This window comes from Brevundimonas sp. GW456-12-10-14-LB3 (genome assembly GCF_059424365.1).
Genome location: NZ_JBWKZJ010000019.1, coordinates 1 through 26,945 on the forward strand (window position 1 = coordinate 1; position 26,945 = coordinate 26,945).

The window sequence follows — 26,945 nt, forward strand, 5'->3', positions numbered from 1 at the left end:
CAGGGGGGCAGGGCGGGGAACGGCCTGGGCCTCCGCAGCGGGAGGTCGAACCGACGGGGAAGACGAGGCTGTCGGAGCCGCTGCGGGTGCGACGTCCGGCGTGGCCATGCTGGGAATGCGGGGGCGTTCGTCGGGCAGCAGGGGGCGGGGCTCGATGTCCAGATAGATCGGCGGCGGCTCGGCGGCGAAGTCTTCCCCGTCGATCCCCAGCGCCGTGACGGACAGGGCGGCGATCAGGGCGATGTTGATGGCGGCGGCCAACGCGGCCAGACCCGCCTTGCGCCAGTCGGGACGCTGGAACGGTGGACGAGGCTGGGCGGACACGCTCATTGGCGGCGCTTTCTGAGGTTGGGCAGGACGCCGTCGCGTGTGGAGAATAGCTCAACGCTGATGTTGACCCCTTCGCAACCGGCCACGGGATTGGGACTTTCGCAAGGCGGGTCGCCCCGCGACGGCTCAGCGCGCTTCGCCTCCCATGCCGCCAGGCGTCTGGCGCCCTGGCGCGCGAAGACCGCCTCCCGTTCGGCGTCGCCCGAGCCGGTTATGGAACGGACCTCCTGGCCCAGGCGCATCCACCGGTCCTCGCATCGACGACGTCCTTCGACGGACAGACGATGCGGCGCGTCGCAGGACGCGAAACTGTCGCTGGTACGCCCGACGCCGGTCGTGACGCGCCAGCCTTCATCGATGGACGCGCCGGCCGCGACGGAAACCCCAGCCTCCTTCGTCTGGTTGGAGGTCGTGGGCGAAACGGCGGCCGGACGTTCAACAGGAGAGGGCGCACGGCCGAGCCTGCGAGACGTCCGAACGGACCGATCCCTCGGCAAGGAGGCGCGTGGCTCGATATCGAGATACAAAACCGGTTCGGCAGCCCGTGAGCGCGGCGTCCGCTCTCGCCGGTGCTCCATCGACAGCAGGGCTATGACCAGGACGTTGACGCTGAGAGCGGCGGCGGTCGCGCCCGCCCAGCCGATCCTGCCCGTCGCCCCCATGCCCGTCCCCTGACCGTTCAACGCAAAGCTCGACCGCAAGGATGGCTGGATTCAGGCGCTGGTTTGACTTGTTCGCGTCATGGCTGTGTGATGAGGCTCCGAGGGAGGGGCGGCTGATGTCGATACTGTTGGTCCTGGTCTTGTATCTTCAGGCAAGCTCGCAGGTCGCCAGGCCGGCCCCTGTCGACGACCTGGAGACTTGTCCGGCCGTCCCCAATGAGGCCAACGCCGAGCGCGACTGGGAGGATTTTGAGTTCTCGACGGACAAGCCCGGCAGTCCGATGTGGTACGCCGATCTGGGGTGCTACCGGCGAGCGGCCGAGGCCAGTCGGGAGTATCTGACGCGTGGGCCGCTGTTGGGGGTGCGGGAATCGGCCATCTCCCACCTACACATGGCGCGCTATCTGGCCTTTGCCGGAGACGAAGCGGGCGCCGCACTGGCGCTGGGCGGAGCGCGGCGGTCGGATCAGCGCACGGCCGCCGAAATCGCCTTGGACTGGAACGCCTATGTCGAGGGGTTGTATGGGTTCCTGGTCAAGGATCGGGGACTGCTGGACGCGCGTCTTGAGACGTTGCGAACCTCACCCAACGAAGGCGACCGGTACAATGGCCGGAACCTGTCATGGCTGTCCCGCTGTTTCGAGCGGACCTATATGGAGGCGCAGACAGACGCCGCCTGTGCCGTGGAGCCCGGCCCCGCCCGGTGATAATGAAATCTGGATTCGGGGGAGGGACGGATGAAGAATACGATCGTCGTCGTCATATGCGGTCTTCTCGCCGCCTGTGCGACGTCCGAGGCGGTAGCGTCCCTGCCGGACGGAACCCCTGTCGTCGGCCGCAGCTTCACGCCCGGCTCAGAGGATGGGGCTGTGACGCTTGAATGCGTTCTCGCCGAAGGCGGAGCTTTGACGGACTGCGTGGTGATCTCCGAGGAGCCGTCCGACCAGGGCTATGGCGAGGCGGCGCTCGCCATGTCCAGAAGAGGTCTGCGGGTGCAGGCCGATCCGAGCCGGGTGGGACAGAAGGTCCGGTTCACATCCCGCTTTAGACTGCAGTAGTTGGCCTGTCCTTGACCTTTCCCCCCATGGCGCGTAGAAGCCGCCCACTTTCGAGGCGTGGCCGGTTCGCCGGTCGCTGAGATCGTGACAATCGAACGGACGGGCTGTGCCCGCCGGAACGCCCAAAGCGCGCGTTCCGGCTTTTCTGTTTGGGTCGTCACGCACTCAGTCTCGATGACACCCGGGCGGGGGAATGGTCCCTCGTTCACAAAAGAAGGCGCGGGGCGCCTCGGTCGAAAGACACACGCCCCCCATAGAAGTCGAGACCTGTCTCAATGCCTACGATCAACCAGCTGATCCGCAAGCCGCGCAAGCCCAAGCCCACCCGCAACAAGGTGCCGGCCCTGGAGGGTTCGCCCCAGCGTCGCGGCGTCTGCACCCGCGTCTACACCACGACCCCGAAGAAGCCGAACTCGGCTCTGCGTAAGGTCGCCAAGGTCCGTCTGGCCAAGAACGGCTATGAAGCCGTGTGCTACATCCCCGGCGAAGGCCACAACCTGCAGGAACACTCTGTTGTTCTGATCCGCGGCGGCCGCGTGAAGGACTTGCCCGGCGTTCGCTACCACATCCTGCGCGGCGTGCTCGACACGCAAGGCGTCAAGGACCGCAAGCAGCGCCGTTCGCACTACGGCGCCAAGCGTCCGAAGTAAGCCGTTCGCTTCCGGGCCGTCGCGCCCGGAGGCCTTTTCGAGATCTTCCCGGCGTCGGCCGGGCCCCAAGAGGAATAACCTATGTCGCGTCGTCACCGCGCCCAGAAACGTGAAGTCCTGCCGGATCCCAAGTTCGGCGACTTGGTCGTCACCAAGTTCATGAACTACGTCATGTACGAAGGTAAGAAGGCCGTCGCCGAGAACATCGTCTACGGCGCCTTCGATATCCTGGCCGAGAAGAAGAAGGACCAGACCGCGGTCGAGACCTTCCACTCCGCCCTGGACAACGTCGCCCCGGCGGTCGAAGTCCGTTCGCGTCGCGTCGGCGGCGCCACCTATCAGGTGCCGGTCGAGGTTCGTCCCGACCGTCGTCGCGCCCTGGCCATCCGCTGGCTGGTCAACGCCGCCCGCAAGCGCGGCGAGAACACCATGACCGAGAAGCTGGCCGCCGAGCTGCTGGACGCCTCGAACAACCGCGGCACTGCGGTCAAGAAGCGCGAAGACACCCACAAGATGGCCGAGGCGAACCGCGCCTTCAGCCATTACCGCTGGTAAATGTCTTAAAACCGTCTCCCTTTCGAAGGTATGGGGCGGTTCCTATCTAAGACTATCCGGCGCGGGCGGTTTCAGCTAAATCGCCCGCGCCGTCATATCCGACATTTCGAAGGGCGCATCTGCGTCCGAAGCCCTCAAGGGACGCTCTAATGCCCCGCACGCATAAAATCGAAGACTACCGCAACTTCGGCATCATGGCCCACATCGACGCGGGCAAGACGACGACGACCGAGCGGATCCTGTACTACACGGGCAAGTCGCATAAGATCGGCGAAGTTCACGACGGCGCCGCCACCATGGACTGGATGGACCAGGAGCAGGAACGCGGCATCACCATTACGTCGGCCGCGACGACCGCCTTCTGGAAAGAAAAGCGCCTCAACATCATCGACACCCCCGGCCACGTGGACTTCACCATCGAGGTCGAGCGTTCGCTGCGCGTCCTCGACGGCGCTGTGACTGTTCTGGACGGCAACGCCGGCGTCGAACCGCAGACCGAAACCGTCTGGCGTCAGGCCGACAAGTACAAGGTTCCGCGCATCGTCTTCGTCAACAAGATGGACAAGATCGGCGCCGACTTCGACAAGTCGGTCGAATCGATCCGCGACCGCCTGGGCGCCAAGGCCGTGCCGATCCAGTTCCCGATCGGCGCCGAGTCGAACCTGAAGGGCCTGGTGGACCTGGTCCGCATGAAGGCCGTGGTCTGGGACAATGACGGCCTGGGCGCCTCCTACCAGGACGAGGAAATCCCCGCCGACCTGATGGACAAGGCCGTCGAGGCCCGCCAGTACCTGATCGACAACGCCGTGGAACTCGACGACGAGGCCATGGAAGCCTATCTGGGCGGCGAAGAGCCCTCGGAAGAGACGATCAAGAAGTGCATCCGTAAGGCCGTTCTGACCGGCGCCTTCTACCCGATCCTCTGCGGCTCGGCCTTCAAGAACAAGGGCGTGCAGACCCTGCTGGACGCCGTCGTCGACTATCTGCCGTCGCCGGTGGACATCCCCCCGACCAAGGGCATCGACTACAAGACCGAGGCCGAGGTCGAGCGCAAGGCGTCCGACGACGAGCCCCTGTCGGTTCTGGCGTTCAAGATCATGGACGACCCCTTCGTCGGTTCGCTGACCTTCTGCCGCCTGTATTCGGGCAAGATGGAAACGGGCATGGGCCTCTTGAACTCGACCCGCGACAAGAAGGAACGCGTCGGCCGCATGCTGCTGATGCACTCCAACAACCGCGAGGACATCAAGGAAGCCTACGCCGGCGACATCGTCGCCCTGGCCGGCCTGAAGGACACCCGCACCGGCGACACCCTGTGCGACCCGATCAAGTCGCCGGTGATCCTGGAGCGGATGGAATTCCCGGCCCCGGTGATCGAGATCGCCGTCGAGCCCAAGTCCAAGGCCGACCAGGAGAAGCTGGGCGTCGCCCTGGCCAAGCTGGCCTCGGAAGACCCGTCCTTCACCGTCTCGACCGACCATGAGTCGGGCCAGACGATCCTGAAGGGCATGGGCGAGCTGCACCTGGACATCAAGATCGACATCCTGAAGCGCACCTATAAGGTCGAGGCCAACATCGGCGCGCCGCAGGTGGCCTATCGCGAGTCCATCAGCCGCAAGGCCGAGATCGACTACACCCACAAGAAGCAGACCGGCGGTACGGGCCAGTTCGCCCGCGTCAAACTGGTGTTCGAGCCGGGCGAGCCGGGTACGGACTTCGTCTTCGAATCCGCCATCGTCGGCGGCGCGGTGCCCAAGGAATATATCCCGGGCGTCGAAAAGGGCCTGAAGTCCGCCAAGGACAACGGCCTGCTGGCCGGCTTCCCGGTCATCGACGTCAAGGCCACCCTGGTGGACGGCGCCTTCCACGACGTCGACTCCTCGGTCCTGGCGTTCGAAATCGCCGCTCGCGCCGCCTTCAAGGAGCTGCGCGAGAAGGGCGGACCCAAGCTGCTGGAGCCGATCATGGCCGTTGAGGTCGTGACCCCGGAAGAGTATCTGGGTTCGGTCATCGGCGACCTGAACGGCCGTCGCGGCATGATCCAGGGTCAGGACATGCGCGGCAACGCCACTGTCGTGAACGCCTTCGTGCCGCTGGCCAACATGTTCGGCTATGTGAACACGCTGCGCGGCATGTCGCAGGGGCGCGCCCAGTTCACCATGCAGTACGACCACTATGAGCCGGTGCCGCAGCACGTCGCCGACGAAGTGATCAAGAAGTACGCCTAAGCTTTTCCTTTCGGAAAAGCGCACCTAAAAGCGCCCGGTCCCAAACCGGGCGCCCTTAACCCCCAGACTGCAGGAACCCCCGGTTCGGGGACCTAGGAGCTAGAGAATGGCCAAGGAAAAGTTCGAACGCACGAAGCCGCACTGCAACATCGGCACGATTGGTCACGTTGACCACGGCAAGACGACGCTGACGGCGGCGATCACGATGACGCTGGCGAAGGCCGGCGGCGCCAAGGCGATGAACTACGCCGACATCGACGCCGCGCCGGAAGAGAAGGCGCGCGGCATCACGATCAACACGGCGCACGTGGAATATGAGACGGCGAACCGTCACTATGCGCACGTCGACTGCCCCGGCCACGCCGACTATGTGAAGAACATGATCACCGGCGCGGCGCAGATGGACGGCGCGATCCTGGTGGTTTCGGCCGCTGACGGCCCGATGCCGCAGACGCGCGAGCACATCCTGCTGGCCCGTCAGGTCGGCGTGCCGGCCCTGGTGGTCTTCATGAACAAGGTCGACCTGGTCGACGACGAAGAGCTGCTGGAGCTGGTCGAGATGGAAGTGCGCGAGCTCCTGAGCTCGTACCAGTTCCCGGGCGACGAAATCCCGATCACCAAGGGCTCGGCCAAGGCCGCGACCGACGGCGTGAACCCGGAGATCGGCGAACAGCGCATCCTGGCGCTGATGGAGACGGTCGACAGCTACATCCCGCAGCCTGAGCGTCCGGTGGACCTGCCGTTCCTGATGCCGGTGGAAGACGTCTTCTCGATCTCGGGCCGCGGCACCGTGGTGACCGGCCGCGTCGAAAAGGGCGTGATCAAGGTCGGTGAAGAAGTCGAGATCGTCGGCATCCGTCCGGTCCAGAAGACGACCTGCACGGGCGTGGAAATGTTCCGCAAGTTGCTGGACCAGGGTCAAGCCGGTGACAACGTCGGCGTTCTGCTGCGCGGCACCAAGCGTGAAGACGTCGAGCGCGGTCAGGTTCTGTGCAAGCCGGGTTCGATCACCCCGCACACCAAGTTCCTGGCCGAGGCCTACATCCTGACCAAGGAAGAGGGCGGTCGTCACACCCCGTTCTTCACCAACTATCGTCCGCAGTTCTACTTCCGCACGACCGACGTGACCGGCATCGTGAAGCTGAAGGAAGGCGTCGAAATGATCATGCCCGGCGACAACGCCGAGCTGAACGTCGAACTGATCACCCCGATCGCCATGGACCAGGGCCTGCGCTTCGCCATCCGTGAAGGCGGCCGCACCGTCGGCGCCGGCGTCGTGGCCAAGATCGTCGAGTAAGCGTCTTGGTGCGCTAACGCACGCGAGCGGTCGCTCGCTTCTTGAGCGCTTCGACCTCAAGCGGCGAGCCTCCGCGAGGCGAGCGTAGGCTACAAAAAGAACGGCCCCCGGAGAAATCCGGGGGCCGTTTAGCTTTGGGCGACTGTCTTACGCGCGGCGGATCCCACGCCGCCTTGAGGTCCGTGATGCGGGGCTACAGCAATGGGGTGAGGGTGACAGCCTTGAATCCAGGAAGGCGCCTCTGGACAAGGCAGCCTTTCACGGCAAATCAGTTCCAGGTGATAGATAGAGCGCGATCAAGCGGATCAACTCCTCGCGCATCCGCTCGTCGTCGAGGGCGCTGCGACTCGCCGCATTGTGGATCACGCCGTCAACGGCGTCCGAGAGGACACGCCCCGCAACCGCGTCAGCGGGACTACCCTGTCTGCTGCGGAAGTCCGCCACGATTTTCGCGTATAACGACAGGTAGGCGACTTCATAGTCGCTCGCCGGGTTGCGGCGCGCCCTCGCTGTCGGGATCTCTTGAAGTAGGACGGGATGAAGGCCAGGATGAATGGAATGGGCTTCGATCCTCGCTGCGACGATCCGGACCGCCAGTTCATGTGGCGTCAATCCTACGGCACGAACCCTTCGCATCGCTTGCATACCGTTTTCCAGATGGGTCTGACGGATGGCGTCGACCAGTGAAAACTTGTCCTCAAAATACTGGTAAAGCGAGCCGATGCTGACGCCGGCCCTCTCAGCGACGCGGTTCGTCGTGAACCCCGCCCATCCGTCATCGCTGAGAATGCGAGCACCGGCTTCGATGATGGCATCGACCGTGGCGCGCGAGCGCGCCTGACGCGGGGTTTTGCGGGTCGCCGCTTGCGGATTTTCAATGCGAATAGACAGGAACGCCGCTCCTTCTGAAAATGTGTGCGGATTGCTCGCATTCGTCACCAGCAAAGTAAGGCCTGACAATGGGAAATATGCTGCAGATGTTGGTTCGCTATTCTGCCTGGGCCAATCAGGAGCTGTTTGACAAACTGGACGCTCTTGATGCTGTGCAATGGGAGGCGGAGTTGCTGATCGCGCGGCGACTCATCGGCCACCTTCACGTTGTGAGCCGGATTTTCGCAGGACATCTGCAAGGAGAGACGCACGGCTTCACCTCTACAAATTTCGAAACGGCGTTGCCGCTCGGCCAGTTGAGGGAGGCCGTTGCAGCGACCGACCAGTGGTACATCGACTATGTGGATGCTCTGTCTGCCGAAGCTCGGATCGAGCCCGTCGCCTTCACCTTCACTGACGGCGACCGCGGCTCGATGACGCGTGAGGAGATGCTGGTTCATGTCTCGCTGCACGCCGGCTATCACAGAGGCGAGATCGGCCGCCTTCTCACTCAAGCATCCATCACGCCGCCCTGGGACACGCTTGCGGTGTATCTTCACCAGAACGAGCCCGCGCGGCGAGACAAGGGATTCAGTCAAGACGGGTCCGGCGCAGGCTGATCCTGGGCAGCATACCGAGCTGGAGACGAGCTGACGCCTTCGTTCTGAGAAGCGTTATCAATTAAGGGCTTGGGCGATTTGTCCATACGGAAGACATGGACAAGCCAGGCCGTCGGGCGCAAATAAACCGTCAGACACGCCATAAGCGAAAGAACGACTATCGTGTTCGACTATAAGGCCGCCTTTGAAAGCTCGGTGGAGCAGGTGCGCAGCGAAGGCCGGTATCGTGTCTTCGCCGATCTGAAGCGGGTGAGCGGCGCCTTTCCCCAGGCGGTGCGCCGTCGGGAAGACGGGTCCGAACAGGACGTCGTGATCTGGTGCTCCAACGACTATCTGGGCATGGGCCAGCATCCGGACGTGCTGAAGGCCATGCAGGACGAGATCGCGGCGACCGGCGCGGGCGCCGGCGGCACGCGCAACATCTCGGGCACCACTCGCTCGGCTGTGGATCTGGAGACCGAACTGGCCCACTGGCATCAGAAGGAGGCGGCCCTGCTGTTCACCTCCGGCTACGTCGGCAATGAGGCGACCCTGTCGACCCTGCAGAAGATCCTGCCGGGCCTGATCATCTTCTCCGACGCCCTGAACCACGCCTCGATGATCGCCGGGATCCGCCATGGCGGCGGCGAGCGCCATGTGTTCCGTCACAACGACCTTGAGCATCTGGAGGCCCTGCTGGCCGCCGCCCCGGCCGAGGCGCCCAAGCTGATCGCCTTCGAGAGCGTCTATTCGATGGACGGCGACATCGCCGACCTGGCCGGCACCATCGCCCTGGCGCGCCAGTACGGCGCCTTGACCTATCTGGACGAGGTCCACGCCGTGGGCCTGTACGGCGCGACCGGCGCCGGCGTCGCAGAGCGGGACGGGGTCCTGGACCAGATCGACATCATCGAATGCACCCTGGGCAAGGCCGTGGGCGTCATGGGCGGCTATATCGCGGCCGACGCCGTGATCGTGGACGCCGTGCGCAGCTGGGCCTCGGGCTTCATCTTCACCACCAGCCTGCCGCCGGCCCTGACGGCGGGGGCCCTGGCCTCGGTGCGCCATCTGAAGGCCCATCCCGAACTGCGCGAACGCCATCAGGAACGCGCCGCGACCCTGAAGGCCCGTTTCGCCGCCGTCGGCATTCCGGTCATGGAGTCCGAGAGCCACATCGTCCCGGTCCATGTCGGCGATCCGGTCCACTGCAAGATGATCTCGGACATGCTGCTGGAAGACTTCGGCGTCTATGTTCAGCCGATCAACTATCCGACCGTGCCCAAGGGGACCGAGCGGCTGCGCTTCACGCCCTCGCCCAACCATACGGACGCGATGATGGACCATCTGGTCCAGGCGATGGACAAGCTCTTCTCCCACTGCAACGTGGCGCGCCGGCCCGTCGCCGCATGACGACCGGCGACGACCTCGGCGAGATCATCGTCGAGTTCGTCCGCAACGGTCCCTATGTCAAATGCTCGGCCATCCACGTCGCGACCGGCCGCGAGGTCAGCGCCATGGGGCCGGCGAACGAACCCAAGGCCGTCGAGCGGGTGGCGATCGCCAAGCTGAGGCGAGCGCTGGAGGCCGGCCGGGCGGAGAGGGGGCGATAGCGCCGCCGTTCTCGTGGCCCTATAGCGGCGGCATGCGCCCGACGCCCACCCTCCACACGCCCCGCTTCCTGATGCGGCCGTTGGTCCGCGAGGACGCGGCGGCGCTGTTTCCAACCCTCTCGCGCGACGACCAGTGTCTGTATATGTCGCGACCCGCCTTCCGTAGCGAGGCCGATCTGGCCGATTGGCTGGTCGATCCGACCTGGCCGGGCCGAAGCTGGACGGCGGTGGACCGCGAAACCGGCGCGGTCGCTGGACGCTACGTCGCCTTTCCAGGACGCGACGAGGGCGTTCTGGAGGTCGGCTATGTCACCGTCGTCGACCGCCAGGGGCAGGGCGTGGCGCGGGAGTGCATGACGGCCCTGGTGTCCCATCTCTTCACCGATCCGTCGTGCCGTCGGATCTATGCGGAGATCGATGCGGACAACCGGCCGTCCGCCGGCTTGGCCGAGCGCCTGGGCTTTTCCTTGGAAGGACGGTTGCGGGAGCATGAAACCACGCACAAGGGCCTGTGCGACATGCTGGTCTACGGCCTGCTGCGGCGTGAATGGGCGGCTGGGACACAAGATATTGTGGTTCGCTCCGCTGGGGACTAGATAGGCGGCCTTCTCAGATGCGGGGATTCCGACGTGACCGCCTTCACCCATGACGCCTATTTCACCAAGACCCTGGCCGACGCCGATCCGGACGTCTTCAAGGGCATTCAAGGGGAGCTGGGCCGGCAGAAGGAGCAGATCGAGCTGATCGCGTCCGAGAACATCGTCTCCCAGGCGGTGCTGGACGCCCAAGGCTCGGTTCTGACGAACAAATACGCCGAGGGTTATCCGGGGCGCCGCTACTACGGCGGCTGCGAATATGTGGACGTGACCGAGGATCTGGCGCGCGAACGGGCGAAAAAGCTGTTCGGCGCGGCCTTCGCCAATGTGCAGCCCCACTCGGGCGCCCAGGCCAACCAGGCGGTCTTCTTTACGCTCTTGCAGCCGGGCGACACCTTTCTGGGCATGGACCTGGCCTGCGGCGGGCACCTGACCCACGGGTCGCCGGCGAACCAGTCGGGCAAGTGGTTCCGCCCGGTGACCTACAAGGTCACCGAAGACACCCATCTGATCGACTATGACCATGTGGCCGAAATGGCCGAGCGCGAGAAGCCCAAGCTGATCCTGGCCGGCGCCTCGGCCTACAGCCGCCACATCGACTTCAAGCGGTTCCGCGAGATCGCCGACAGCGTCGGCGCCTATCTGATGGTGGACATGGCCCACTACGCCGGCCTGGTGGCCGGGGGCGCCTATCCCGATCCGATCCCGCACGCCCATGTCGTGACCACGACGACGCACAAGACCCTGCGCGGGCCGCGCGGCGGCATGATCCTGTCCAACGATGTCGAACTGGGCAAGAAGATCAACTCGGCCGTCTTCCCGGGCCTCCAGGGCGGGCCGCTGGAGCATGTGATCGCGGCCAAGGCCGTGGCCTTCGGCGAGGCGCTGCAGCCCGAGTTCAAGCTGTACGCCCAGCAGGTGGTCAAGAACGCCCAGGCCCTGGCCGGCGTCCTGGTCGAGCGCGGCCTGGCCATCGTCTCGGGCGGCACCGACAGCCATCTGATGCTGGTCGATCTGCGGCCCAAGGGCGTGACCGGCAAGGCGACCGAGCACGAGCTCGAAAAGGCGCTGATGACCTGCAACAAGAACGGCGTGCCGTTCGACACGGCGCCCTTCACCGTCACCTCGGGCGTTCGCCTGGGCACGCCGGCGGGCACCACGCGGGGCTTCGGCGAGGAGGAGTTCAAGCAGATCGGTCACTGGATCGCCGACGTCGTCTCCTCGATGAACGGCGGCGATGAAGCCGATCCGGCCGTGGTCGCGGGCGTGGCGGCCCAGGTGCGCGAACTGACGAACCGCTTCCCCATCTACGGATGAGATGACCGATGAAGTGCCCCTTCTGCGGTCATCAGGACACCCAGGTTAAGGACAGCCGGCCGTCGGACGACGGCTCGGCGATCCGACGGCGGCGGTCCTGTCCGAACTGCAACGGGCGCTTCACCACCTTCGAACGGGTCCAGCTGCGCGAACTGGTGATCCTGAAGCGCAACGGGCGGCGCACCCCGTTCGACCGGGACAAGCTGGAGCGGTCGCTGGGCGTGGCCCTGCGCAAACGCCCGGTCCATGCCGAACAGGTCGAACAGATGGTCAATCGGATCGTCCGCCAGCTTGAAAGCCTGGGCGAGACCGAAATCGCTTCCAGCGTCGTCGGCGACTTCATCATGAAGGCGCTGAAGGGCGTGGATGAGGTGGCCTATGTCCGCTACGCCTCGGTCTACAAGGACTTTCGGCACACGGGCGACTTCGCCAAATTCCTGGGCGATGAAGGCTTTGACGAGCCGTCCGGCAAGAGCTGATGCGCGTCACCCTGAAGCTGGCCACCTCGCTGGACGGCCGCATCGCCACGGCCTCGGGCGAAAGCCGCTGGATCACCGGCGAGGCGGCCCGGCTTGAGGGGCACAGGCTGCGGGCCGCCCATGACGCCATTCTGGTGGGGGTCGAGACCGTGCTCCACGACGACCCCGAACTGACCGCCCGCCTGCCGGGCCGCAGCGTCGATCAGCCGCTGCGGGTGGTGTTGGACAGCCGGCTCAGAACCCCGGAGACGGCCAAACTGGCGGGGCCGAACAGTCTGATCCTGACCGCCGTCGCGCCGCGTCCGGTCGGGGGCGCCGAGGTGCGGCAGGTCGAGACACAGGACGGACGCCCCGCCGTGCCGGCCGTGCTGAAGGCGCTGAAGGCGGTCGGCGTCGCCTCGGTCCTGATCGAGGGCGGAGGCCAGGTGGCCGCCGCCTTTCTGCGCGCGGGGGCGGTGGATCGTCTGGAATGGTTTCGGGCGCCGATCCTGTTGGGCGGGGAGGGGCGGCCCTGCGTGGCCTCCCTGGCCCTTGCAAAGCTGGCCGAGGCCCCCAACTTCCGACGCCTGGATGTCCGGCCCGTCGGGGACGATCTGTGGGAAAGCTACGCCCGCATCTGACGGCCATCGGACAGATCGGACACTTTGGACACTGTTTTTCGGTGTCCGGGTCGGACTGTTTCGGACGATCTGGACACATTAGACTGTATTTTTTCGGGTCCGAAGGGGGACCGGTCGTCTCATGTTCACAGGCATCGTCACCGACATCGGCCGCGTCCGCGACGTCCGCGCGACCGAGCGCGACCGCCGCTATGAGATTCAGACCGGCTGGGACGTGGCCTCCATCGACCTGGGCGCCTCGATCAGCCATGCGGGCTGCTGCCTGACCGTGACGGAGAAGGGCCCCGACTGGTTCGCCGTCGAGGTGTCGAACGAAACCCTGTCCAAGACGACGCTGGGCGGCTGGAAGGCCGGCGACGGCGTCAATCTGGAACGGGCCGCCCGCCTGGGCGACGAGATGGGGGGCCACGTCGTCTCGGGTCACGTCGACGGCCTGGGCCGGGTCGTCTCCATCACGCCCGAAGGGGGCTCGCACCGGATCGAGGTCGAGGCCCCGGCGCCGCTGCACCGCTATATCGCCGCCAAGGGGTCGATCACGGTGGATGGGGTGTCGCTGACGGTCAACGCCGTGCAAGACCGGGTGTTTTCGTTGAATATCATTCCGCATACGTGGGAAGTGACGACCCTGGGCCGCCTGAAGGTCGGCGATCCGGTCAATCTCGAGATCGACATGCTGGCGCGCTACCTGGCGCGGTGGCAGGAGACGGCTTGATGCCGAAGGAACGCCAGATGCTGGCCGCGAACATGAACGACAGCCCGATCAGTCCCATCGAGGACATATTGGAGGACGCCCGCAACGGCCGTCCCTACATCCTGGTGGACGCCGAGGATCGCGAGAACGAGGGGGACATCATCATCCCCGCCCAGTTCGCCACCCCGGATCAGATCAACTTCATGATCAAACAGGCCCGCGGTCTGGTCTGCCTGGCCCTTACGGCCGAGCGGGCGCAGCAGCTGCGGCTGCCGCCGATGGCCGCCGACAATCGCGAGAGCATGAAGACCGCCTTCACCGTCTCGATCGAGGCCAAGGAAGGCGTGACGACGGGTATTTCGGCGGCCGACCGGTCGCGGACCATCCAGGTGGCGACCGACGCCTCGAAGGGCATGGACGACATCGTCTCGCCCGGCCACATCTTTCCCCTGGTGGCGCGCGACGGCGGGGTGCTGGTCCGCGCCGGCCATACCGAGGCTTCCGTCGACATCAGCCGCATGGCCGGCCTGACCCCGGCGGCGGTGATCTGCGAGATCATCAAGGACGACGGCGAGATGGCGCGGATGCCGGATCTGGTCGCCTTCGCCCAGCTGCACGGGCTGAAGATCGGCACCATCGCCGACCTGATCGCCTATCGCCGCCGCACCGAGCGGTTCGTCGAACGGATCATGGATACGCCGTTCGAGAGCGTCCACGGCGGGCCGTTCCGGCTGATGCTGTACAAGAACACGATCGAGGGGGCGGAACACGTCGCCCTGGTCCACGGCCGGATCGACCCGTCCAAACCGACCCTGGTGCGGATGCACCAGGTGGACTTCGCCTGCGACCTCCTGGGCCATGTCGAGACGCGCCAGGACTATGTGCCAAAGGCTCTGAAACAGATTACCGAGCATGACGGCGCGGGCGTGGTCGTCTTCCTGCGCGACCCAGCCCTGAACGCGCTGGCGGAGCGTCTGGCGGGGGTGGATCGGCCGGCTGCGGTCGATCGGTCGTTGCGGGCCTATGGCGTGGGCGCGCAGATCCTGCTGGACCTGGGCGTCAAGGATATGATCGTGATGAGTTCGACGCGACCTGAACCGACGGCGCTGGAAGGCTATGGCCTGCGCATCGTCGGCTGGCGCGATATGGATGGAGAAGACAAGGCGTGACCGACGCACCCCGTATTCTGATCGTCGAGGCGCGCTTCTACGACGAACTGGCCGACGCCCTGCTGGAGGGCGCCAAGGAGACGCTGAAGGCGCGCGGCGCCCTGTTCGACGTCGTCACCGTGCCGGGCGCCCTGGAGATCCCGGCGGTGATCGCCATGGCCGAGGAGGCCGGGCGGTTCCCGACCGCGCCGCGTTATGACGGCTATGTGGCCCTGGGCTGCGTGATCCGCGGCGAGACCTATCATTTCGAGATCGTCTCGGACCAGTCGGCGGCCGGGCTGATGGCCCTGGGCGTCAAGGGGCTGATCGTCGGCAACGGCATTCTGACGACCGAGGACGAGCATCAGGCCTGGGCCCGGGCGCGGCTTTCCGAAGGGGATAAGGGCGGTGGAGCGGCCAAAGCCTGTCTGGACCTCATTGCATTGAAGAAGCGGTTGCGGCTAGGCCTCGGCGCATGACTGAACCGAACAGCGTCAAGGCCGTCCTCGAACAACTGGCCGAAGCCGAGAAACAGCGGGCCGAGCCCCATCTGAGCTCCAAACAGCGCCGGGCGCGCACCGTGTCGCGCCTCGCCGCCGTCCAGGCCCTGTACCAGATGGAGCTGGCGGGCGAGGGGGTGGAGACGGTGATCACCGAATTCTCCAACTTCCGCTTCGACGCCGACATCGAGGGCGAGGCCCTGGCCGAGGCGGATGAAGCCTATTTCGCCGACATCGTGCGCGGCGTGATCGAAAGCCAGCGCGAGATCGACGCGGCGATCAAGGCCCGGCTGGCGTCCAACTGGCGGTTGGAGCGGATCGACGCCACCCTGCGCGCCCTGCTGCGTTCGGGCGCCTGGGAGCTGATCAAACATCCGGAGACGCCGCGCGAAGTGGTGATCGACGAATATGTCGAACTGGCCAAGGCCTTCTTCGACGACGCCGAGGCCCGGTTCGTCAACGCTGCTCTGGACGGCGTCGCCAGAGACGTCCGCCGCTGATGCCCGCGCTCGACGTCGCGGGCGAGTTCGAGACGATCGAGACGCTGCTGCGGCCCCTGGCCCATCCGGAGTGGGGCAGGGGGCTGGTCGATGATGTGGCGGTCCTGCCGTCCCGGCCCGGCTATGATCTGGTCCTGACCAAGGACGCCATCGTCGAAGGCGTCCATTTCCTGCCCGACGACCCCCTGGATACGGTGGCCAGAAAGCTGCTGCGTGTGAACCTGTCGGACCTGGCGGCCAAGGGGGCTGAAGCCTTCGGCTATCTGCTGGCCTGCGCCTGGTCGGAGCGTTGCGGCTGGCCGGAGCGCGAGGCCTTCGCCGCGGGCCTGGCCCAGGATCAGGCCCGGTTCGGGGTCTTTCTGATGGGCGGGGACACGGTGAAGACGCCGGGCCCGGCCGCCTTCTCCCTAACCGCCCTGGGCTGGGTTCCGGCCGGGGGGGCGGTGTCGCGCGCTGGAGCCGAGGCGGGGGATCTGGTCTTCGTGACCGGCACGATCGGCGACGGCCTCCTGGGGCTTCAGGCGGCGCGGGGCCAGTTGACGCTCGATCCCGAGCGGCTGGCCTTTCTGATCGACCATTACCGCCAGCCGACGCCTCAGCAGGATTTCGCCGAGGTGATCGCCGCCCACGCCACTGCGGCGGCCGACGTCTCCGACGGGCTGGTCGCCGATCTGACGCATATCGCCAACGCCAGCGGCGTCGCCATAGACCTGAACCTGGACAGCCTGCCCCTGTCGGCGGCCGCCAGGGCCTGGTTCGAAGCCCGCGTCGACCCTCAGGCGGCGCTGGAGGATCTGGCGACCGGGGGCGACGACTACCAGATCGTCTTCACCGCCCCCGCCCGGCTGTTGGAGACGCTGCGCCGAGAGGCGGACCGGCGGCGGGTTCGCCTGACCCTGCTGGGTGAGGTGCGGGCCGGCGCCGGGGTCACGGTCTCCTACGCCGGCCGGCCCCTGACGCCGGGGCGCGCCGGCTGGACCCATGGCTAGGCCTTTCGCAAGGGAATCCTAACCCAAGACCGCTAAGGCTGGCCGCATGGATCGCAGAAGCTTCATCGCCGCCGGAACCGTCGCCCTCGCCGGGAGCGCCGCCGGCTCCGCCGCCGCCTCCTCCGAGAAGGCGGCCGAAGGCCCTGCGACACTCGGCATAGCCGGGGTGGGTCTGCCAGTCATCGCCGACGGCCGGTTGCGGAACTATGTCTTCGTCTCGCTGCGCCTCATACTCGGCGCGGGCAAGACCGCCGATCAGATGCGGCTGAAGGAGGCCTTCTTCCGCGACGCCCTGGTCAGGGCGGCGCACCGCACCCCCTTCACGGTTCCAGGGGACTGGACGCGCCTGGACGAGCGACGCATGTCAGCCACCGTGGTGGCCGCCGCCAACACCCTCTCCGGCCGGGGCTCGGTGACCGGCGTCGAGATCATCGCCCAGAATCCACGCCGTCGCTCCGGCATGCCGACCGCTCACTAGCGGTCAACGATCACGGTTGCGTCAACTTGACGCCCGTGACACGCTCCCTCTGCAAAATCCCAAGGGGCGCAATGACGCGCTCGCCGCGTGCGGGGGGACCGGAAGGCGGACAGAGGCTCTAAGGCCCGCCCGCCGCGCCAGGCCTGCGCGCCTGTTTGCAAGGGCATGGAAACGCCAATGACGACCTATCTCACGCTGGTCTTCGCGGCCGGTGTTCTGGCGGTGCTTTACGGCGCCGTTCAGACCGCCGCCCTGATGAAGGCGAGCACCGGCAACGACAAGATGCGAGAGATCGCCGCCGCCATTCAGGAAGGCGCCTCGGCCTATCTGAAGCGGCAATATCTGACCATCGGCCTGGTGGGGATCGTGATCCTGATCGCCGCCTATCTGCTGATCGGCCCCTATGCGGCCGTAGGCTTTTTGATCGGGGCGGTCCTGTCGGGCGCGGCCGGTTACGCCGGGATGCTGATCTCGGTGCGGGCCAATGTACGCACGGCCCAGGCGGCCTCCGAAAGCCTGTCCAAGGGGCTGAACCTGGCCTTCCGGTCGGGCGCGATCACCGGCATGTTCGTGGCGGGCGGCGCCCTGATCGGGGTGTCGGGCTACTACATCGTGCTGACGCACCACATGGGGCTGGACCCGGTCGGGCGCGAAGTGATCGACGGTCTGGTGGCCCTGGGCTTCGGCGCCTCGCTGATCTCGATCTTCGCGCGACTGGGCGGCGGCATCTTCACCAAGGGCGCCGACGTGGGCGGCGACATGGTGGGCAAGGTCGAGGCGGGCATCCCTGAGGACGATCCCCGCAACGCCGCCACCATCGCCGACAATGTCGGCGACAACGTCGGCGACTGCGCCGGCATGGCGGCCGACCTGTTCGAAACCTATGCGGTGACGACGGTGGCGACCATGGTTCTGGCGGCCATCTTCTTCCGCGGCCAGCCCTATGTGGACATGCTGATGGTGCTGCCGCTGGCGATCTGCGCGGTCTGTATCGTGACCTCGATCATCGGCAGCTTCTTCGTGCGGCTGGGCAAGAGCCAGAACATCATGGGCGCCCTGTATCAGGGGTTGATCGTGACCGGCGTCCTGTCCATCGGCGCGGTCTGGTGGGTGATCGACCAGATGGTGAGCGGGCCGGTGACGACGACCGGCGGCCTGGTCATCCAGCCCATGGCCCTGTTCTGGTCCGGCATGGTCGGGCTGGCGGTGACGGCGGCCATTGTGGTGGTGACGGAATACTACACCGGTTCGGGCTTCCGACCGGTGCGGTCGGTGGCCAACGCCTCGGTGTCGGGCCACGGGACCAATGTGATCCAGGGCCTGGCGGTCTCGCTGGAGGCCACCGCGCTTCCGGCCCTGACCATCATCGTCGGCATCGTGGCCAGCTTCCAGCTGGCGGGCCTGTTCGGCATCGCCATCGCCACCACCACCATGCTGGGCGTGGCGGGGATGATCGTGGCCCTGGACGCCTTTGGGCCGGTGACGGACAACGCCGGGGGGATCGCCGAAATGGCGGGCCTGCCCAGCGAGGTGCGGCATTCGACCGATGCGCTGGATGCCGTGGGCAACACGACCAAGGCCGTGACCAAGGGCTACGCCATCGGCTCGGCGGGCCTGGGGGCGCTGGTGCTGTTCGCGGCCTATACGTCGGACCTGCAATATTTCTCGGCCAATCCGTCCGACTATCCCTTCTTCGCCGACATGGGGACGGTCGCTTTCGACCTGACCAACCCCTATGTGGTCGTGGGCCTGCTGTTCGGGGGGCTGTTGCCCTTCCTGTTCGGCGGCATGTCGATGATGGCGGTGGGGCGCGCCGCCGAGTCTGTCGTGGCCGAGGTGCGGCGCCAGTTCCGCGAGAACCCCGGCATCATGACCTATCAGGTCAAGCCCGAGTACGGACGGGCGGTCGACATCCTGACCAAGGCGGCGATTCGCGAGATGATCGCGCCGTCGCTGCTGCCGGTCCTGTCGCCCATCGTCCTGTTCGTCGCCGTCATGGCCATCTCGGACAAGGCCAACGCCTTTGCGGCCTTGGGCGCCATGCTGATGGGGGTGATCGTCACCGGCCTGTTCGTGGCCGTGTCGATGACTTCGGGCGGCGGCGCTTGGGACAACGCCAAGAAGGTGATCGAGGAGGGCTTCACCGACAAGAACGGCGTGGTGCACGGCAAGGGATCGGAGGCCCACAAGGCGGCCGTCACGGGCGACACCGTGGGCGACCCCTATAAGGACACCTCGGGGCCGGCGGTGAATCCGATGATCAAGATCACCAATATCGTGGCCCTGCTGCTGCTGGCGGTGCTGGCCAGCGGGACGGTCGGCTGACGTGAAAACGCCCCGGAGAGCGATTCTCCGGGGCGTTTTTCCTTGGGCGATGCGCCGGGGATCAGTCCGGGCGGCGTTGACCGGGAGTGTCGTCCTCGGTGCGCGGCAGCTGGCCGCGGCCGACGTTGCCCAGCAGCTGCTCCAGAACCGTCAGGGCGCGGCCGCGCGTCGGGGTTTCGCGGCTGTTCATGGCGATCTGTTCGCCGTCCGCCAGGCCCAGGGTGCGCACGGCGGCGACCTTGTCGCCGTTCGGCTCGAAGGTGATTTCGGTCACCGTGCGGCTCGAGACGACCGGCAGGTTGTAGGTGTATTTCTCAGTGGTCTGGCTGATGTAGTACCAGACCTGGTCCGGTTCGAAGGTCGAGGTGGTCGAGGGCGAGCCCAGCCGCGCCAGCACCGTCTCCTTGGTGTCGGTTCCGGCGACCACGTCCTGGGGCTTGGCGTCGATCACCTGAAAGCCGTTGGAGCCGACCATCGGCGCGCAGGCGGCGGACAGGCCGCCCAGGGAAACGGCGACGAAAAGCGGGACGAAACGAGACATGATCGGGCGCCTGCGAGAGAACAAGATCTTTGACCTAGACGGACCTGCGTCCTAGTTCAACGGCGCGGCGGAAAAGGGGCCGTTTAAAGCCATGCTGAAAAACCTGTTCAAACCCCGCGAAGGCGTCCGCATTGGCGACGCCCTGTACGCCCTTTCGGTGGAGCAGGCGCGCCGGCCGGGACTTTATACGCGACTGGGCGTGGCTGACCGGATCGACGCGCGGTTCGAACTTTATACGCTGCACGTGCTGCTGCTGGTGCTGCGGCTGCGCGATGAGAACACGCCGAGCGGTCGAGACGCGGCCCAGGCTCTGTTCGACGTCTATGTCTCGGCGCTGGACCATGCGTTGCGGGAAGAAGGCGTCGGCGACATTTCGGTGGGCAAGAAGATGCGCAAGCTGGGCGAGGCCCTGTACGGCCGGATGAACGCCTATGAGCCGCCGCTGCGCGACGGCGATGCGGCGGCTCTGACCGAAGCTCTGGCGCGCAATGTCTATGGCGAGACGCGGGCGGAACAGGCGGCTGATTTGGCGCGCTACGCCCTGGCCGCGCGAGCCGCCCTGGCGGCGCAGGAATTCAATGATGTGCTGGTGAAGCCGGCCTGGACGGATGTTTGAGACCATGAGCGCAAGCCTCCCCTACAGCGAGACGGTGCGGGTCAATCAGATCGGCGCGGGGCTGAGCCGACGCCTGGAGCCCGACGCGGAGGCGCGTCAGCGAATTGCGCGCGCCCTGGATCTGCAGGGCCTGGACGCCTTCGCCGTAGAGATCGAGGTCAAGCCGACCCCGTCGAGCAGCGAGTGGACGATGAAGGGGCGCGTCACGGCCCATGCGATCCAGACCTGCGGCCTGACCTTGGAACCCCTGCCGGTCGAGGTGGACCGCCGCTTCTCGATTCAGTTGGCCGAGGCCGAGCCGCAGCAGACCGACGAGATCGAAGTCACCCTGGAGGAGGAGGACGCCGACCTGATCGAGGACGGCAAGATCGACCTGGGGCAGTATGCGGTCGAGCAGCTGGTCCTGTCTCTGGACCCCTTTCCGCGCAAGCCGGGGGCGCAGTTCGTGCAACCGGAAGAGCCCGCCGAAATCTCGCCCTTTGCAGCTTTGAAGGCCCTGAAGCCGCAGGACGACCAAGGCTGAGGTTGACGCAGGGGCCGTGCGGTTGCATCCCCCGGCGTCGGCGCTATCGTCCGGCGCCTATATCCAGTGTCGTGCGACAAGACGACGCGGTTAGTCGAGGTCCATTTGCCAGCCCCAGTTACGATCTCGCTTGACGCCATGGGCGGCGATCACGGCCCATCCGTCGTCGTTCCGGGCGTCCAAAGCTTTGTCCGCGCCCATGGCGGGGAGGGAGTCCGCTTCCTGCTGCATGGGGACGAGACCCGGATTCGCGCCGAGTTGGCGCATTGCAGCCTGCCGGCCGACACGGTCGACATCCGTCATACCGACAAGGTGGTGGCCATGGACGAGAAGCCCGCCCAGGCCATGCGCCGGGGCAAGGGCTCGAGCCTATGGAACGCCGTCGAGGCGGTTAAGACCGGCGAGGCCGGCGGCGTGGTCTCGGCGGGCAACACCGGCGCCCTGATGGCCATCTCCAAACTGATTCTGCGCATGTCGGCGCCGGGCCTGGAGCGGCCGGCCATCGTCGCCAGCTGGCCGACCTTCAAGGGCCATACGGCGGTTCTGGACGTCGGCGCCAACATCGGCAGCGACGCCGAGCAACTGGTCGAGTTCGCCATCATGGGCGAGGCTTTCCAGACGGCGGTGCGCGGCACCGTTCGCCCGACCATCGGCCTGCTGAACGTCGGCTCCGAGGACATGAAGGGCAATGAACAGGTCAAGGAGGCGCACGCCATCCTGCGCGACGGCCCGTTCGACCTGAATTATTACGGCTTCGTCGAAGGCGACGACATCGCCAAGGGCACGGTGGACGTGGTCGTCACCGACGGCTTCACCGGCAATATCGCCCTGAAGACGGCCGAAGGCACGGCCCGCTATATCTCGGCCCTGCTGCGCGAGGCCCTGACCTCGAACCTGCAGGCCAAGCTGGGCGCCGCCATCGCCATGCCGGCCCTGAAGAAGATGCGCGAGAAGATCGACCCCAGCGCCATCAACGGCGGCCCCCTGCTGGGGCTGAACGGGATTGTGGTGAAGAGCCACGGCGGCGCCGACGCCAAGGGCTTCGGAAACGCCATCCGTATCGCTGTGGATCTGGCCCGCAGCGACTATATGACCAAGGTCGGCGCCAATCTGGGCAAGCTGGACGCCGTGTTCGACCATTCCAGCGCGCCCGCCGCCCCCGCCGGAGAACCCCTTCAGTGAGCGTCACCCGCAGCGCCGTGACCGGCGTCGGCTCCTATCTGCCGGAGCAGATCGTCACCAACGCCGACTTGGCCCAGATCGTCGACACCTCCGACGAATGGATCCAGGAGCGCACGGGGATCAAACAGCGCCACAAGGCGCGCGACGACCAGCCGACCAGCGATCTGGCGGTCGAGGCCGCCAGGAAGGCCCTGGCAGACGCCGGCAAGACGGCGGCGGATGTCGATCTGATCATCGTGGCGACGACCACGCCCGACATGACCTTCCCCGCCGTCGCCTCCATCGTTCAGCATAAGCTGGGCGCCGGCGTCGGCGTGGCCTTTGACGTTCAGGCGGTCTGTTCCGGCTTTGTCTATGCGCTGAGCGTGGCCGACGGCTTCGTGGCGCGCGGCCTGTCGAAATGCGCCCTGGTGATCGGCGCCGAGGAAATGACGCGGCTGATGGACTGGACCGACCGGACGACCTGTGTGCTGTTCGGCGACGGCGCCGGCGCCGTGGTGCTGGAGCCGCGCGAGGGGCAGGGGACGGCCGCCGACCAGGGGATGCTGGGCTTCGCCCTGCGCGCCGACGGGTCCAAGACGGATTTGCTCTATGTCGACGGCGGGCCGGCGTCGACCGGAACCGTCGGCCATCTGCGGATGGCGGGCAATCAGGTGTTCCGCCATGCGGTGGTCAATATCGCCGAAGGCATCACTGCGGCCTGTGAGGCCGCCGGGATCGAGGTGGCCGACGTCGATTGGTTCGTGCCGCACCAGGCCAATCAGCGGATCATCAAGGGCGTCGGCGACCGATTGGGTCTGGACGAGAACAAGGTGATCTCGACCGTGGCTCTTCACGCCAACACCTCCGCCGCCTCAATTCCCCTGGCGCTGGATGCGGCGATCCAGGACGGGCGGATCAAGAAGGGCGACATGGTGCTGTTGGAAGCCATGGGCGGCGGCCTGACCTGGGGCGCCTGCGCCTTGAGGCTTTAACCGCTGCGCCGGGCATTGATTTTCTGAGAAGTTTGCGCCCCTATGCGCCCAGAAGATCGTTTCCAGACGGGACTATGATGGGCAACCACACCGTAACGCGCGCCGACCTTTGCGAAGCCGTGCATGAAGAGGTCGGTCTGTCCCGCCAGGAGTGTTCGTCCCTGGTCGAACGGACGCTGGAGCTGATCGTGGAGGCTCTTGAAAAGGGCGATACCGTCAAGCTGTCGGGTTTCGGCGTCTTCCAGGTGCGTGAGAAGCGGGCCCGCATGGGCCGCAACCCCAAGACCGGCGAACCGGCGGCGATCAACCCCCGTCGCGTCATCAGCTTCCGCGCCTCTCAGATCATGAAGAGCCGGGTTCACGACGCCGTCGTCGAGGCCTGATTCGCTTGGCCAAGAGCGCCGACGCCTTCCGCACCATTTCTGAGGCGGCCGAGGAGGTCGGAGCTCCGCAGCACGTCCTGCGGTTCTGGGAAACCAAGTTCAGCTTCGTCACGCCGGTGAAGCGCGCCGGTGGACGTCGATTCTACCGGCCCCAGGACATCGCCGTGCTTAAGGCGGTTCGGCGGCTGCTGCACGAGGACGGCCTGACCATCCGCGGGGTGCAACGGCTGCACAAGGAGCAGGGGCTCAAGACGCTGGTCGGCGCGGACATGGCCGGCCTGATCGAGGCGCGCGACGCCGAATCCCCGGCTGAGCCCCTGATTTCAAGGACGCCGGCCCTGTCCGGCGTGACTGAGCGGCTGAATGTCGTGCTGATGGATTTGGAACAGGCCAAGGCCCGACTGGACGCTGTTCTGAGAAGCTAGGTGGAAAACCTGTTTTTGCGTTTGCGGCGCGCGAAACCCGCGTCTATAGGGAGCGCCTTCGGAGCGTGGCGCAGCCTGGTAGCGCACTTGACTGGGGGTCAAGGGGTCGCAGGTTCGAATCCTGTCGCTCCGACCATCTAAATCATTGATTTGGAATGGTTTTGAAGGGGCTGCCTCTGGGTGGCCCCTTCGCAATTTCAGTTTGGGGCACATATGGGGCACAGCCTCGATTCGGCGTGTCACCGCTGTGCGCCGCAGAGCAGTGTGTTGCCGGGATGGCCTCACTTTGATTCGGTTCTCGCGTCGGATCGCACCAGCGCTCTGTTCAGAGCTTCTCCCGCGACAAGGGCTCGTGGCTGGGGAGCGCACACGCTTCGCGTCTTCACGTCGCGCGTATTTGGTTCGTCGGCGCACGGGCTGGTTCGTCATCGCCGGGATTTAAAAACCCTCTTGCCTATCGAGCGCGCCGTAGGTCGCCGTTCAAACTGAGCTGTTCACGCCGATGGCGGTGTGCTGACGTCGCGCATCTTGCGGGCCCGTCGGGCGCTCTGACGCAGCTCTCGCTCAAGCTTTCGCCGCGTGATCGCTCGCGCCTCCCGCTCGGCCCGCGCGATGCTCGCCCGAAGTGCGCGGTCGGCCCGCGGGTTCGCCACGACGGACGGCGGGTTCCCCGTGACGACATCCACGGTTCGCGCGCCGCGGTGGTCGCACAGGTAGAAATCGCCTGGCACGATCTCCAGCGCCTCAGCCTTCAGCGTCACCTGGCTGGGTGTGCGAAGGTGAGCGACGAAATCAGCGATCGTCGGGGTTTCGCCCTGCCACAGCCTCGCCGTCTCATGGTGTCGAGTGAGCACCTCGCCGTCGCCGAGCGAGTGACGGGTGCTGAAGCCGAGCGTCGGGCCGCGGAAGAACCTTGTGACGCCGGACCAGTCTGCGATGAAAACCTCGTTGCCCTCAGTCGGGCGCGCGTAGGGGAACGCGTAGAGGACCGCTGGAACGATCTTCAATGTTCGCGGGTCGGGGCCGCCGGCCTGCAAGGCGAGCTCCGGGTGCGCCTTGAGGCCGTCCACCTGCCGCTGGATCTGGGCGAGGTGGCCTTGCCGGCCACGCTCGAAATTATAGGCCGCCACCGGCTCGCCCCCTGACAGGGCTTCGTTCTTGCATTCGAAGACAAACAGGTGGTCGTCCCACGGAACCAGGACGTCGAGCTGATAGGGATTGCCGGCGATCAGGATCGCCTTGATCGTGAAGGCGGAAAAGCCGCGACTTTTGAAGAAGGCCAGCACCTCGGCTTCGAACCAATCGCCCTTGTTCTCGAAACGCTCGCCGAGGGCCGCCAGATTGGAGAGGACCACCCGCGCGATGACGACCGTGGTGACGGCGGGCGTGAACAGCAGGTTGCCGCCGTCGGACATGCGCAATAGCGGGCAGTCGAAGATGTCATCCGAATGATCCGACAGCGTCGCGCAGGCGATGAACCGGGCGGCCGTCGAGGTCGTCAGCCCTGCCGCGACGAGCGTCGTTTCCAATTCGCCGGGCCGGAAGGGGGCGAGGCTGCGATCATAGGCAGTCGTCTCCCTCTCGACCGCGCGCTCGCCGAGCGCCTGCAGAACGGCGTAGCCCCGGACCCATTCCCGCAGGGTGAGGCCCTGAAACCGCTGGTCTGGTGCGAAGGCTGGGGCGAACAGCAGTCCTGAAAGCGCCTGCAAAGCGGCGGCCTCGCCCAGGGAGAACAGTTCGCCGGGGCCCAGTCCCGGGGGGCGATCAAGACCTCCATAGTCGAAGTCGGCGAGTTTGAGCGCCACGTCGTCGGCCTGCCGCTGGAAGACGTCCTTCTGGCGTTCGTTGGCGATGATGTCCCAGAGGTCATCGACCGACCGGCGATGCTCGCGGATAACCTCGAATGTCGGAGCGACGTCGACGGGAAGGTCTGGCGGGCGATGGACGAGAAGCTCGCCGCCCCAGAAGCGGCGCCGTTCCTCCAGGCGCCGCCAGCGCCGCACAGCCGTGGCTAGGAGGCCGCTGGTCCCTGCCTTGAACCGCTCCTCCTCCGTTGTTTCGCCGAGCGGCGGAAGGACGACGGGACCCCGGGCGCGATCTCCGTCCAGCCGGCCGACGAGCAGCTTCAGGGACGAGCCGAGGTTCGAGACGTGGAACTGCAAGCCGGCGTTCGCCTCGTAGACGGAGCCGTCTTCGGTCACGACGTGCAGCGGCTGGCCAGGGACGATCGCCTCGGCTTTCGCCAGCGCGGTGTCGACATGCCGCCGAATGTCGTCGGCCTCCAACGCCGTCCGGTGGAGGACCGCGAGGATTTGGCGGCCCAGCGGCAGGGCCGAGACGGCGGCGGTCGCGAGGCCGTGCGCGATGTCCCGATAGCCCGCTTCCAGCTCCCGCATCAAATCGCCGACGGCGGCGATCCGGTCTCCGGCGGCCGGTCCGAGGCGGACGGCGACCGCCGTGGCCAAGGCGTTGATGAACGCGTCGCGCCCGGCTTCCCGGTCCGCATTGGCCATCCGGAACAACAGGCGGCCGGCTCGCTCGAGGAGTCCCGCCAGCTCCTCAATGTCGAGCGCCTCATCCGGTGGCCCCAAGGCGGCGATGGCGTCCTCGGATGATAGCCGGTCGATTGCTCGGGCGAAGGCTTTGCGGTTCATAGAGGTTTGGACACCTGCGGGGGAGGACGGGCTCCGGCAGTCGGGCGGCGTCGAAAAGTCGGCTTTGGCGATCTTGGCGCGTGTCGGTCAATATGATCGAGGCCCTGAACGCCGACGCCCTAGGGACGGTCCAAGGCAGGCCCGG

The 26,945-nt window shown here is 66.2% G+C and carries 31 protein-coding genes and 1 tRNA gene; 27 read left to right on the forward strand and 5 right to left on the reverse strand.

Going from position 1 to position 26,945, the window contains the following annotated elements:
- Together AC07XS_RS09370 and AC07XS_RS09375 are read right to left on the reverse strand one after the other, a co-directional pair.
- On the reverse strand, nucleotides 1–330 hold a 330-nt coding region (locus AC07XS_RS09370; protein WP_494732664.1), incomplete at its 3' end, for a hypothetical protein.
- On the reverse strand, nucleotides 327–992 hold the full coding sequence (locus tag AC07XS_RS09375) for a hypothetical protein (RefSeq protein ID WP_183217182.1): 666 nt from the start codon (nucleotides 990–992) through the stop codon (nucleotides 327–329). The genes AC07XS_RS09370 and AC07XS_RS09375, both read right to left, overlap by 4 nt.
- Before the next feature lie 116 nt (nucleotides 993–1,108).
- Here AC07XS_RS09375 and AC07XS_RS09380 point away from each other — a divergent pair, with 116 nt between their 5' ends.
- The 6 genes from AC07XS_RS09380 to tuf all read left to right on the forward strand — a co-directional run bounded on the left by AC07XS_RS09380 (nucleotide 1,109) and on the right by tuf (nucleotide 6,780).
- Nucleotides 1,109–1,699: a hypothetical protein gene (locus AC07XS_RS09380; protein WP_152950527.1), complete on the forward strand. Its 591-nt coding sequence runs from the start codon at nucleotides 1,109–1,111 to the stop codon at nucleotides 1,697–1,699.
- 30 nt (nucleotides 1,700–1,729) lie between these two features.
- Complete coding sequence (locus AC07XS_RS09385; protein ID WP_152950526.1) at nucleotides 1,730–2,050, forward strand: energy transducer TonB; 321 nt, start codon at nucleotides 1,730–1,732, stop codon at nucleotides 2,048–2,050.
- 275 nt (nucleotides 2,051–2,325) lie between these two features.
- A complete protein-coding gene (gene rpsL / locus AC07XS_RS09390; RefSeq protein WP_008260482.1) occupies nucleotides 2,326–2,700 on the forward strand; it encodes a 30S ribosomal protein S12 in 375 nt (124 codons plus the stop codon).
- Between the two features lie 81 nt (nucleotides 2,701–2,781).
- Nucleotides 2,782–3,255, forward strand: coding sequence for a 30S ribosomal protein S7 (gene rpsG / locus AC07XS_RS09395; RefSeq protein ID WP_054765982.1), 474 nt, complete (start codon nucleotides 2,782–2,784; stop codon nucleotides 3,253–3,255).
- A 149-nt stretch (nucleotides 3,256–3,404) separates the two neighbouring features.
- On the forward strand, nucleotides 3,405–5,483 hold the full coding sequence (gene fusA, locus AC07XS_RS09400; RefSeq protein ID WP_054765981.1) for an elongation factor G: 2,079 nt from the start codon (nucleotides 3,405–3,407) through the stop codon (nucleotides 5,481–5,483).
- Nucleotides 5,484–5,589: 106 nt separating this feature from the next.
- Nucleotides 5,590–6,780, forward strand: a complete 1,191-nt coding sequence (tuf, locus tag AC07XS_RS09405; protein ID WP_152950524.1) for an elongation factor Tu — start codon at nucleotides 5,590–5,592, stop codon at nucleotides 6,778–6,780.
- Nucleotides 6,781–7,038: 258 nt separating this feature from the next.
- Here the strand turns inward: tuf and AC07XS_RS09410 are convergent, their stop codons facing one another.
- Entirely contained in the window at nucleotides 7,039–7,719 is a 681-nt protein-coding gene (locus tag AC07XS_RS09410) for a TetR/AcrR family transcriptional regulator (protein ID WP_224761196.1), read from the reverse strand.
- Nucleotides 7,720–7,748: 29 nt separating this feature from the next.
- On the opposite strand from AC07XS_RS09410, the gene AC07XS_RS09415 reads away from it, so the two are divergent.
- The 14 genes from AC07XS_RS09415 (at nucleotide 7,749) to AC07XS_RS09480 (ending at nucleotide 19,502) form a co-directional block, all read left to right on the forward strand.
- The gene (locus tag AC07XS_RS09415) at nucleotides 7,749–8,270 is read left to right on the forward strand and encodes a DinB family protein (protein ID WP_321208119.1); all 522 of its coding nucleotides are present in this window, start codon (nucleotides 7,749–7,751) and stop codon (nucleotides 8,268–8,270) included.
- Between the two features lie 162 nt (nucleotides 8,271–8,432).
- On the forward strand, nucleotides 8,433–9,659 hold the full coding sequence (gene hemA, locus AC07XS_RS09420) for a 5-aminolevulinate synthase (RefSeq protein ID WP_182714734.1): 1,227 nt from the start codon (nucleotides 8,433–8,435) through the stop codon (nucleotides 9,657–9,659).
- Complete coding sequence (locus AC07XS_RS09425; RefSeq protein WP_182714733.1) at nucleotides 9,656–9,859, forward strand: DUF6898 family protein; 204 nt, start codon at nucleotides 9,656–9,658, stop codon at nucleotides 9,857–9,859. The genes hemA and AC07XS_RS09425 overlap by 4 nt, the downstream gene beginning before the upstream one ends.
- Nucleotides 9,860–9,891: 32 nt before the next feature.
- A complete protein-coding gene (locus tag AC07XS_RS09430) occupies nucleotides 9,892–10,455 on the forward strand; it encodes a GNAT family N-acetyltransferase (protein ID WP_054765976.1) in 564 nt (187 codons plus the stop codon).
- 33 nt (nucleotides 10,456–10,488) lie between these two features.
- Nucleotides 10,489–11,772, forward strand: coding sequence for a serine hydroxymethyltransferase (glyA, locus tag AC07XS_RS09435; RefSeq protein ID WP_054765975.1), 1,284 nt, complete (start codon nucleotides 10,489–10,491; stop codon nucleotides 11,770–11,772).
- 8 nt (nucleotides 11,773–11,780) lie between these two features.
- Nucleotides 11,781–12,251, forward strand: coding sequence for a transcriptional regulator NrdR (nrdR, locus tag AC07XS_RS09440; protein WP_182714732.1), 471 nt, complete (start codon nucleotides 11,781–11,783; stop codon nucleotides 12,249–12,251).
- Nucleotides 12,251–12,871: a RibD family protein gene (locus tag AC07XS_RS09445; RefSeq protein WP_182714731.1), complete on the forward strand. Its 621-nt coding sequence runs from the start codon at nucleotides 12,251–12,253 to the stop codon at nucleotides 12,869–12,871. The genes nrdR and AC07XS_RS09445 overlap by 1 nt, the downstream gene beginning before the upstream one ends.
- Nucleotides 12,872–12,992: 121 nt before the next feature.
- Complete coding sequence (locus AC07XS_RS09450; RefSeq protein ID WP_182714730.1) at nucleotides 12,993–13,583, forward strand: riboflavin synthase; 591 nt, start codon at nucleotides 12,993–12,995, stop codon at nucleotides 13,581–13,583.
- Nucleotides 13,583–14,731: a 3,4-dihydroxy-2-butanone-4-phosphate synthase gene (gene ribB / locus AC07XS_RS09455; RefSeq protein ID WP_321208118.1), complete on the forward strand. Its 1,149-nt coding sequence runs from the start codon at nucleotides 13,583–13,585 to the stop codon at nucleotides 14,729–14,731. The genes AC07XS_RS09450 and ribB overlap by 1 nt, the downstream gene beginning before the upstream one ends.
- Nucleotides 14,728–15,189 (forward strand): 6,7-dimethyl-8-ribityllumazine synthase, encoded by a 462-nt coding sequence (ribH, locus tag AC07XS_RS09460; RefSeq protein ID WP_182714729.1) that lies wholly within the window; start codon nucleotides 14,728–14,730, stop codon nucleotides 15,187–15,189. Before ribB ends, ribH begins: the two co-directional genes overlap by 4 nt.
- The gene (gene nusB / locus AC07XS_RS09465) at nucleotides 15,186–15,710 is read left to right on the forward strand and encodes a transcription antitermination factor NusB (RefSeq protein WP_152950520.1); all 525 of its coding nucleotides are present in this window, start codon (nucleotides 15,186–15,188) and stop codon (nucleotides 15,708–15,710) included. The genes ribH and nusB overlap by 4 nt, the downstream gene beginning before the upstream one ends.
- Complete coding sequence (thiL, locus tag AC07XS_RS09470) at nucleotides 15,710–16,699, forward strand: thiamine-phosphate kinase (protein WP_182714728.1); 990 nt, start codon at nucleotides 15,710–15,712, stop codon at nucleotides 16,697–16,699. The genes nusB and thiL overlap by 1 nt, the downstream gene beginning before the upstream one ends.
- 46 nt (nucleotides 16,700–16,745) lie before the next feature.
- Nucleotides 16,746–17,177, forward strand: coding sequence for a hypothetical protein (locus AC07XS_RS09475; RefSeq protein ID WP_182714727.1), 432 nt, complete (start codon nucleotides 16,746–16,748; stop codon nucleotides 17,175–17,177).
- Nucleotides 17,178–17,354: 177 nt separating this feature from the next.
- Nucleotides 17,355–19,502: a sodium-translocating pyrophosphatase gene (locus AC07XS_RS09480; protein WP_182714726.1), complete on the forward strand. Its 2,148-nt coding sequence runs from the start codon at nucleotides 17,355–17,357 to the stop codon at nucleotides 19,500–19,502.
- 61 nt (nucleotides 19,503–19,563) lie between these two features.
- On the opposite strand, the gene AC07XS_RS09485 is transcribed toward AC07XS_RS09480, so the two are convergent.
- Entirely contained in the window at nucleotides 19,564–20,043 is a 480-nt protein-coding gene (locus AC07XS_RS09485) for an outer membrane protein assembly factor BamE (protein ID WP_182714725.1), read from the reverse strand.
- Nucleotides 20,044–20,134: 91 nt separating this feature from the next.
- Here AC07XS_RS09485 and AC07XS_RS09490 point away from each other — a divergent pair, with 91 nt between their 5' ends.
- The 7 genes from AC07XS_RS09490 (at nucleotide 20,135) to AC07XS_RS09520 (ending at nucleotide 24,282) form a co-directional block, all read left to right on the forward strand.
- Nucleotides 20,135–20,659: a ubiquinol-cytochrome C chaperone family protein gene (locus AC07XS_RS09490; RefSeq protein ID WP_182714724.1), complete on the forward strand. Its 525-nt coding sequence runs from the start codon at nucleotides 20,135–20,137 to the stop codon at nucleotides 20,657–20,659.
- Nucleotides 20,660–20,663: 4 nt separating this feature from the next.
- Nucleotides 20,664–21,182 (forward strand): YceD family protein, encoded by a 519-nt coding sequence (locus AC07XS_RS09495; protein WP_082382706.1) that lies wholly within the window; start codon nucleotides 20,664–20,666, stop codon nucleotides 21,180–21,182.
- A 105-nt stretch (nucleotides 21,183–21,287) separates the two neighbouring features.
- Nucleotides 21,288–22,364: a phosphate acyltransferase PlsX gene (gene plsX, locus AC07XS_RS09500; protein ID WP_321208117.1), complete on the forward strand. Its 1,077-nt coding sequence runs from the start codon at nucleotides 21,288–21,290 to the stop codon at nucleotides 22,362–22,364.
- Entirely contained in the window at nucleotides 22,361–23,338 is a 978-nt protein-coding gene (locus tag AC07XS_RS09505; RefSeq protein ID WP_152950515.1) for a beta-ketoacyl-ACP synthase III, read from the forward strand. Before plsX ends, AC07XS_RS09505 begins: the two co-directional genes overlap by 4 nt.
- A gap of 77 nt (nucleotides 23,339–23,415) precedes the next feature.
- Complete coding sequence (locus tag AC07XS_RS09510) at nucleotides 23,416–23,721, forward strand: integration host factor subunit alpha (RefSeq protein WP_054766969.1); 306 nt, start codon at nucleotides 23,416–23,418, stop codon at nucleotides 23,719–23,721.
- A 5-nt stretch (nucleotides 23,722–23,726) separates the two neighbouring features.
- Nucleotides 23,727–24,146, forward strand: a complete 420-nt coding sequence (locus AC07XS_RS09515) for a MerR family transcriptional regulator (RefSeq protein WP_152950514.1) — start codon at nucleotides 23,727–23,729, stop codon at nucleotides 24,144–24,146.
- A 59-nt stretch (nucleotides 24,147–24,205) separates the two neighbouring features.
- Nucleotides 24,206–24,282 (forward strand) — tRNA-Pro (locus tag AC07XS_RS09520).
- 358 nt (nucleotides 24,283–24,640) lie between these two features.
- Here the strand turns inward: AC07XS_RS09520 and AC07XS_RS09525 are convergent.
- Nucleotides 24,641–26,800, reverse strand: a complete 2,160-nt coding sequence (locus AC07XS_RS09525; RefSeq protein ID WP_182714722.1) for a hypothetical protein — start codon at nucleotides 26,798–26,800, stop codon at nucleotides 24,641–24,643.
- Nucleotides 26,801–26,945 lie beyond the last annotated feature (145 nt).

Bases quoted from the DNA above. Each gene is read 5' to 3' on its own strand.
- AC07XS_RS09425 (WP_182714733.1), top strand. From the start codon at position 9,656: ATGACGACCGGCGACGACCTCGGCGAGATCATCGTCGAGTTCGTCCGC.
- AC07XS_RS09480 (WP_182714726.1), top strand. From the start codon at position 17,355: ATGACGACCTATCTCACGCTGGTCTTCGCGGCCGGTGTTCTGGCGGTG.
- AC07XS_RS09385 (WP_152950526.1), top strand. From the start codon at position 1,730: ATGAAGAATACGATCGTCGTCGTCATATGCGGTCTTCTCGCCGCCTGT.
- AC07XS_RS09445 (WP_182714731.1), top strand. From the start codon at position 12,251: ATGCGCGTCACCCTGAAGCTGGCCACCTCGCTGGACGGCCGCATCGCC.
- AC07XS_RS09510 (WP_054766969.1), top strand. From the start codon at position 23,416: ATGGGCAACCACACCGTAACGCGCGCCGACCTTTGCGAAGCCGTGCAT.
- rpsG (WP_054765982.1), top strand. From the start codon at position 2,782: ATGTCGCGTCGTCACCGCGCCCAGAAACGTGAAGTCCTGCCGGATCCC.
- AC07XS_RS09380 (WP_152950527.1), top strand. From the start codon at position 1,109: ATGTCGATACTGTTGGTCCTGGTCTTGTATCTTCAGGCAAGCTCGCAG.
- nrdR (WP_182714732.1), top strand. From the start codon at position 11,781: ATGAAGTGCCCCTTCTGCGGTCATCAGGACACCCAGGTTAAGGACAGC.
- fusA (WP_054765981.1), top strand. From the start codon at position 3,405: ATGCCCCGCACGCATAAAATCGAAGACTACCGCAACTTCGGCATCATG.
- AC07XS_RS09525 (WP_182714722.1), bottom strand. From the start codon at position 26,800: ATGAACCGCAAAGCCTTCGCCCGAGCAATCGACCGGCTATCATCCGAG.
- AC07XS_RS09495 (WP_082382706.1), top strand. From the start codon at position 20,664: ATGAGCGCAAGCCTCCCCTACAGCGAGACGGTGCGGGTCAATCAGATC.
- AC07XS_RS09415 (WP_321208119.1), top strand. From the start codon at position 7,749: ATGCTGCAGATGTTGGTTCGCTATTCTGCCTGGGCCAATCAGGAGCTG.
- tuf (WP_152950524.1), top strand. From the start codon at position 5,590: ATGGCCAAGGAAAAGTTCGAACGCACGAAGCCGCACTGCAACATCGGC.
- AC07XS_RS09490 (WP_182714724.1), top strand. From the start codon at position 20,135: ATGCTGAAAAACCTGTTCAAACCCCGCGAAGGCGTCCGCATTGGCGAC.
- rpsL (WP_008260482.1), top strand. From the start codon at position 2,326: ATGCCTACGATCAACCAGCTGATCCGCAAGCCGCGCAAGCCCAAGCCC.
- AC07XS_RS09475 (WP_182714727.1), top strand. From the start codon at position 16,746: ATGGATCGCAGAAGCTTCATCGCCGCCGGAACCGTCGCCCTCGCCGGG.
- ribB (WP_321208118.1), top strand. From the start codon at position 13,583: ATGCCGAAGGAACGCCAGATGCTGGCCGCGAACATGAACGACAGCCCG.
- AC07XS_RS09450 (WP_182714730.1), top strand. From the start codon at position 12,993: ATGTTCACAGGCATCGTCACCGACATCGGCCGCGTCCGCGACGTCCGC.
- AC07XS_RS09375 (WP_183217182.1), bottom strand. From the start codon at position 992: ATGGGGGCGACGGGCAGGATCGGCTGGGCGGGCGCGACCGCCGCCGCT.
- thiL (WP_182714728.1), top strand. From the start codon at position 15,710: ATGCCCGCGCTCGACGTCGCGGGCGAGTTCGAGACGATCGAGACGCTG.
- AC07XS_RS09485 (WP_182714725.1), bottom strand. From the start codon at position 20,043: ATGTCTCGTTTCGTCCCGCTTTTCGTCGCCGTTTCCCTGGGCGGCCTG.
- nusB (WP_152950520.1), top strand. From the start codon at position 15,186: ATGACTGAACCGAACAGCGTCAAGGCCGTCCTCGAACAACTGGCCGAA.
- AC07XS_RS09430 (WP_054765976.1), top strand. From the start codon at position 9,892: ATGCGCCCGACGCCCACCCTCCACACGCCCCGCTTCCTGATGCGGCCG.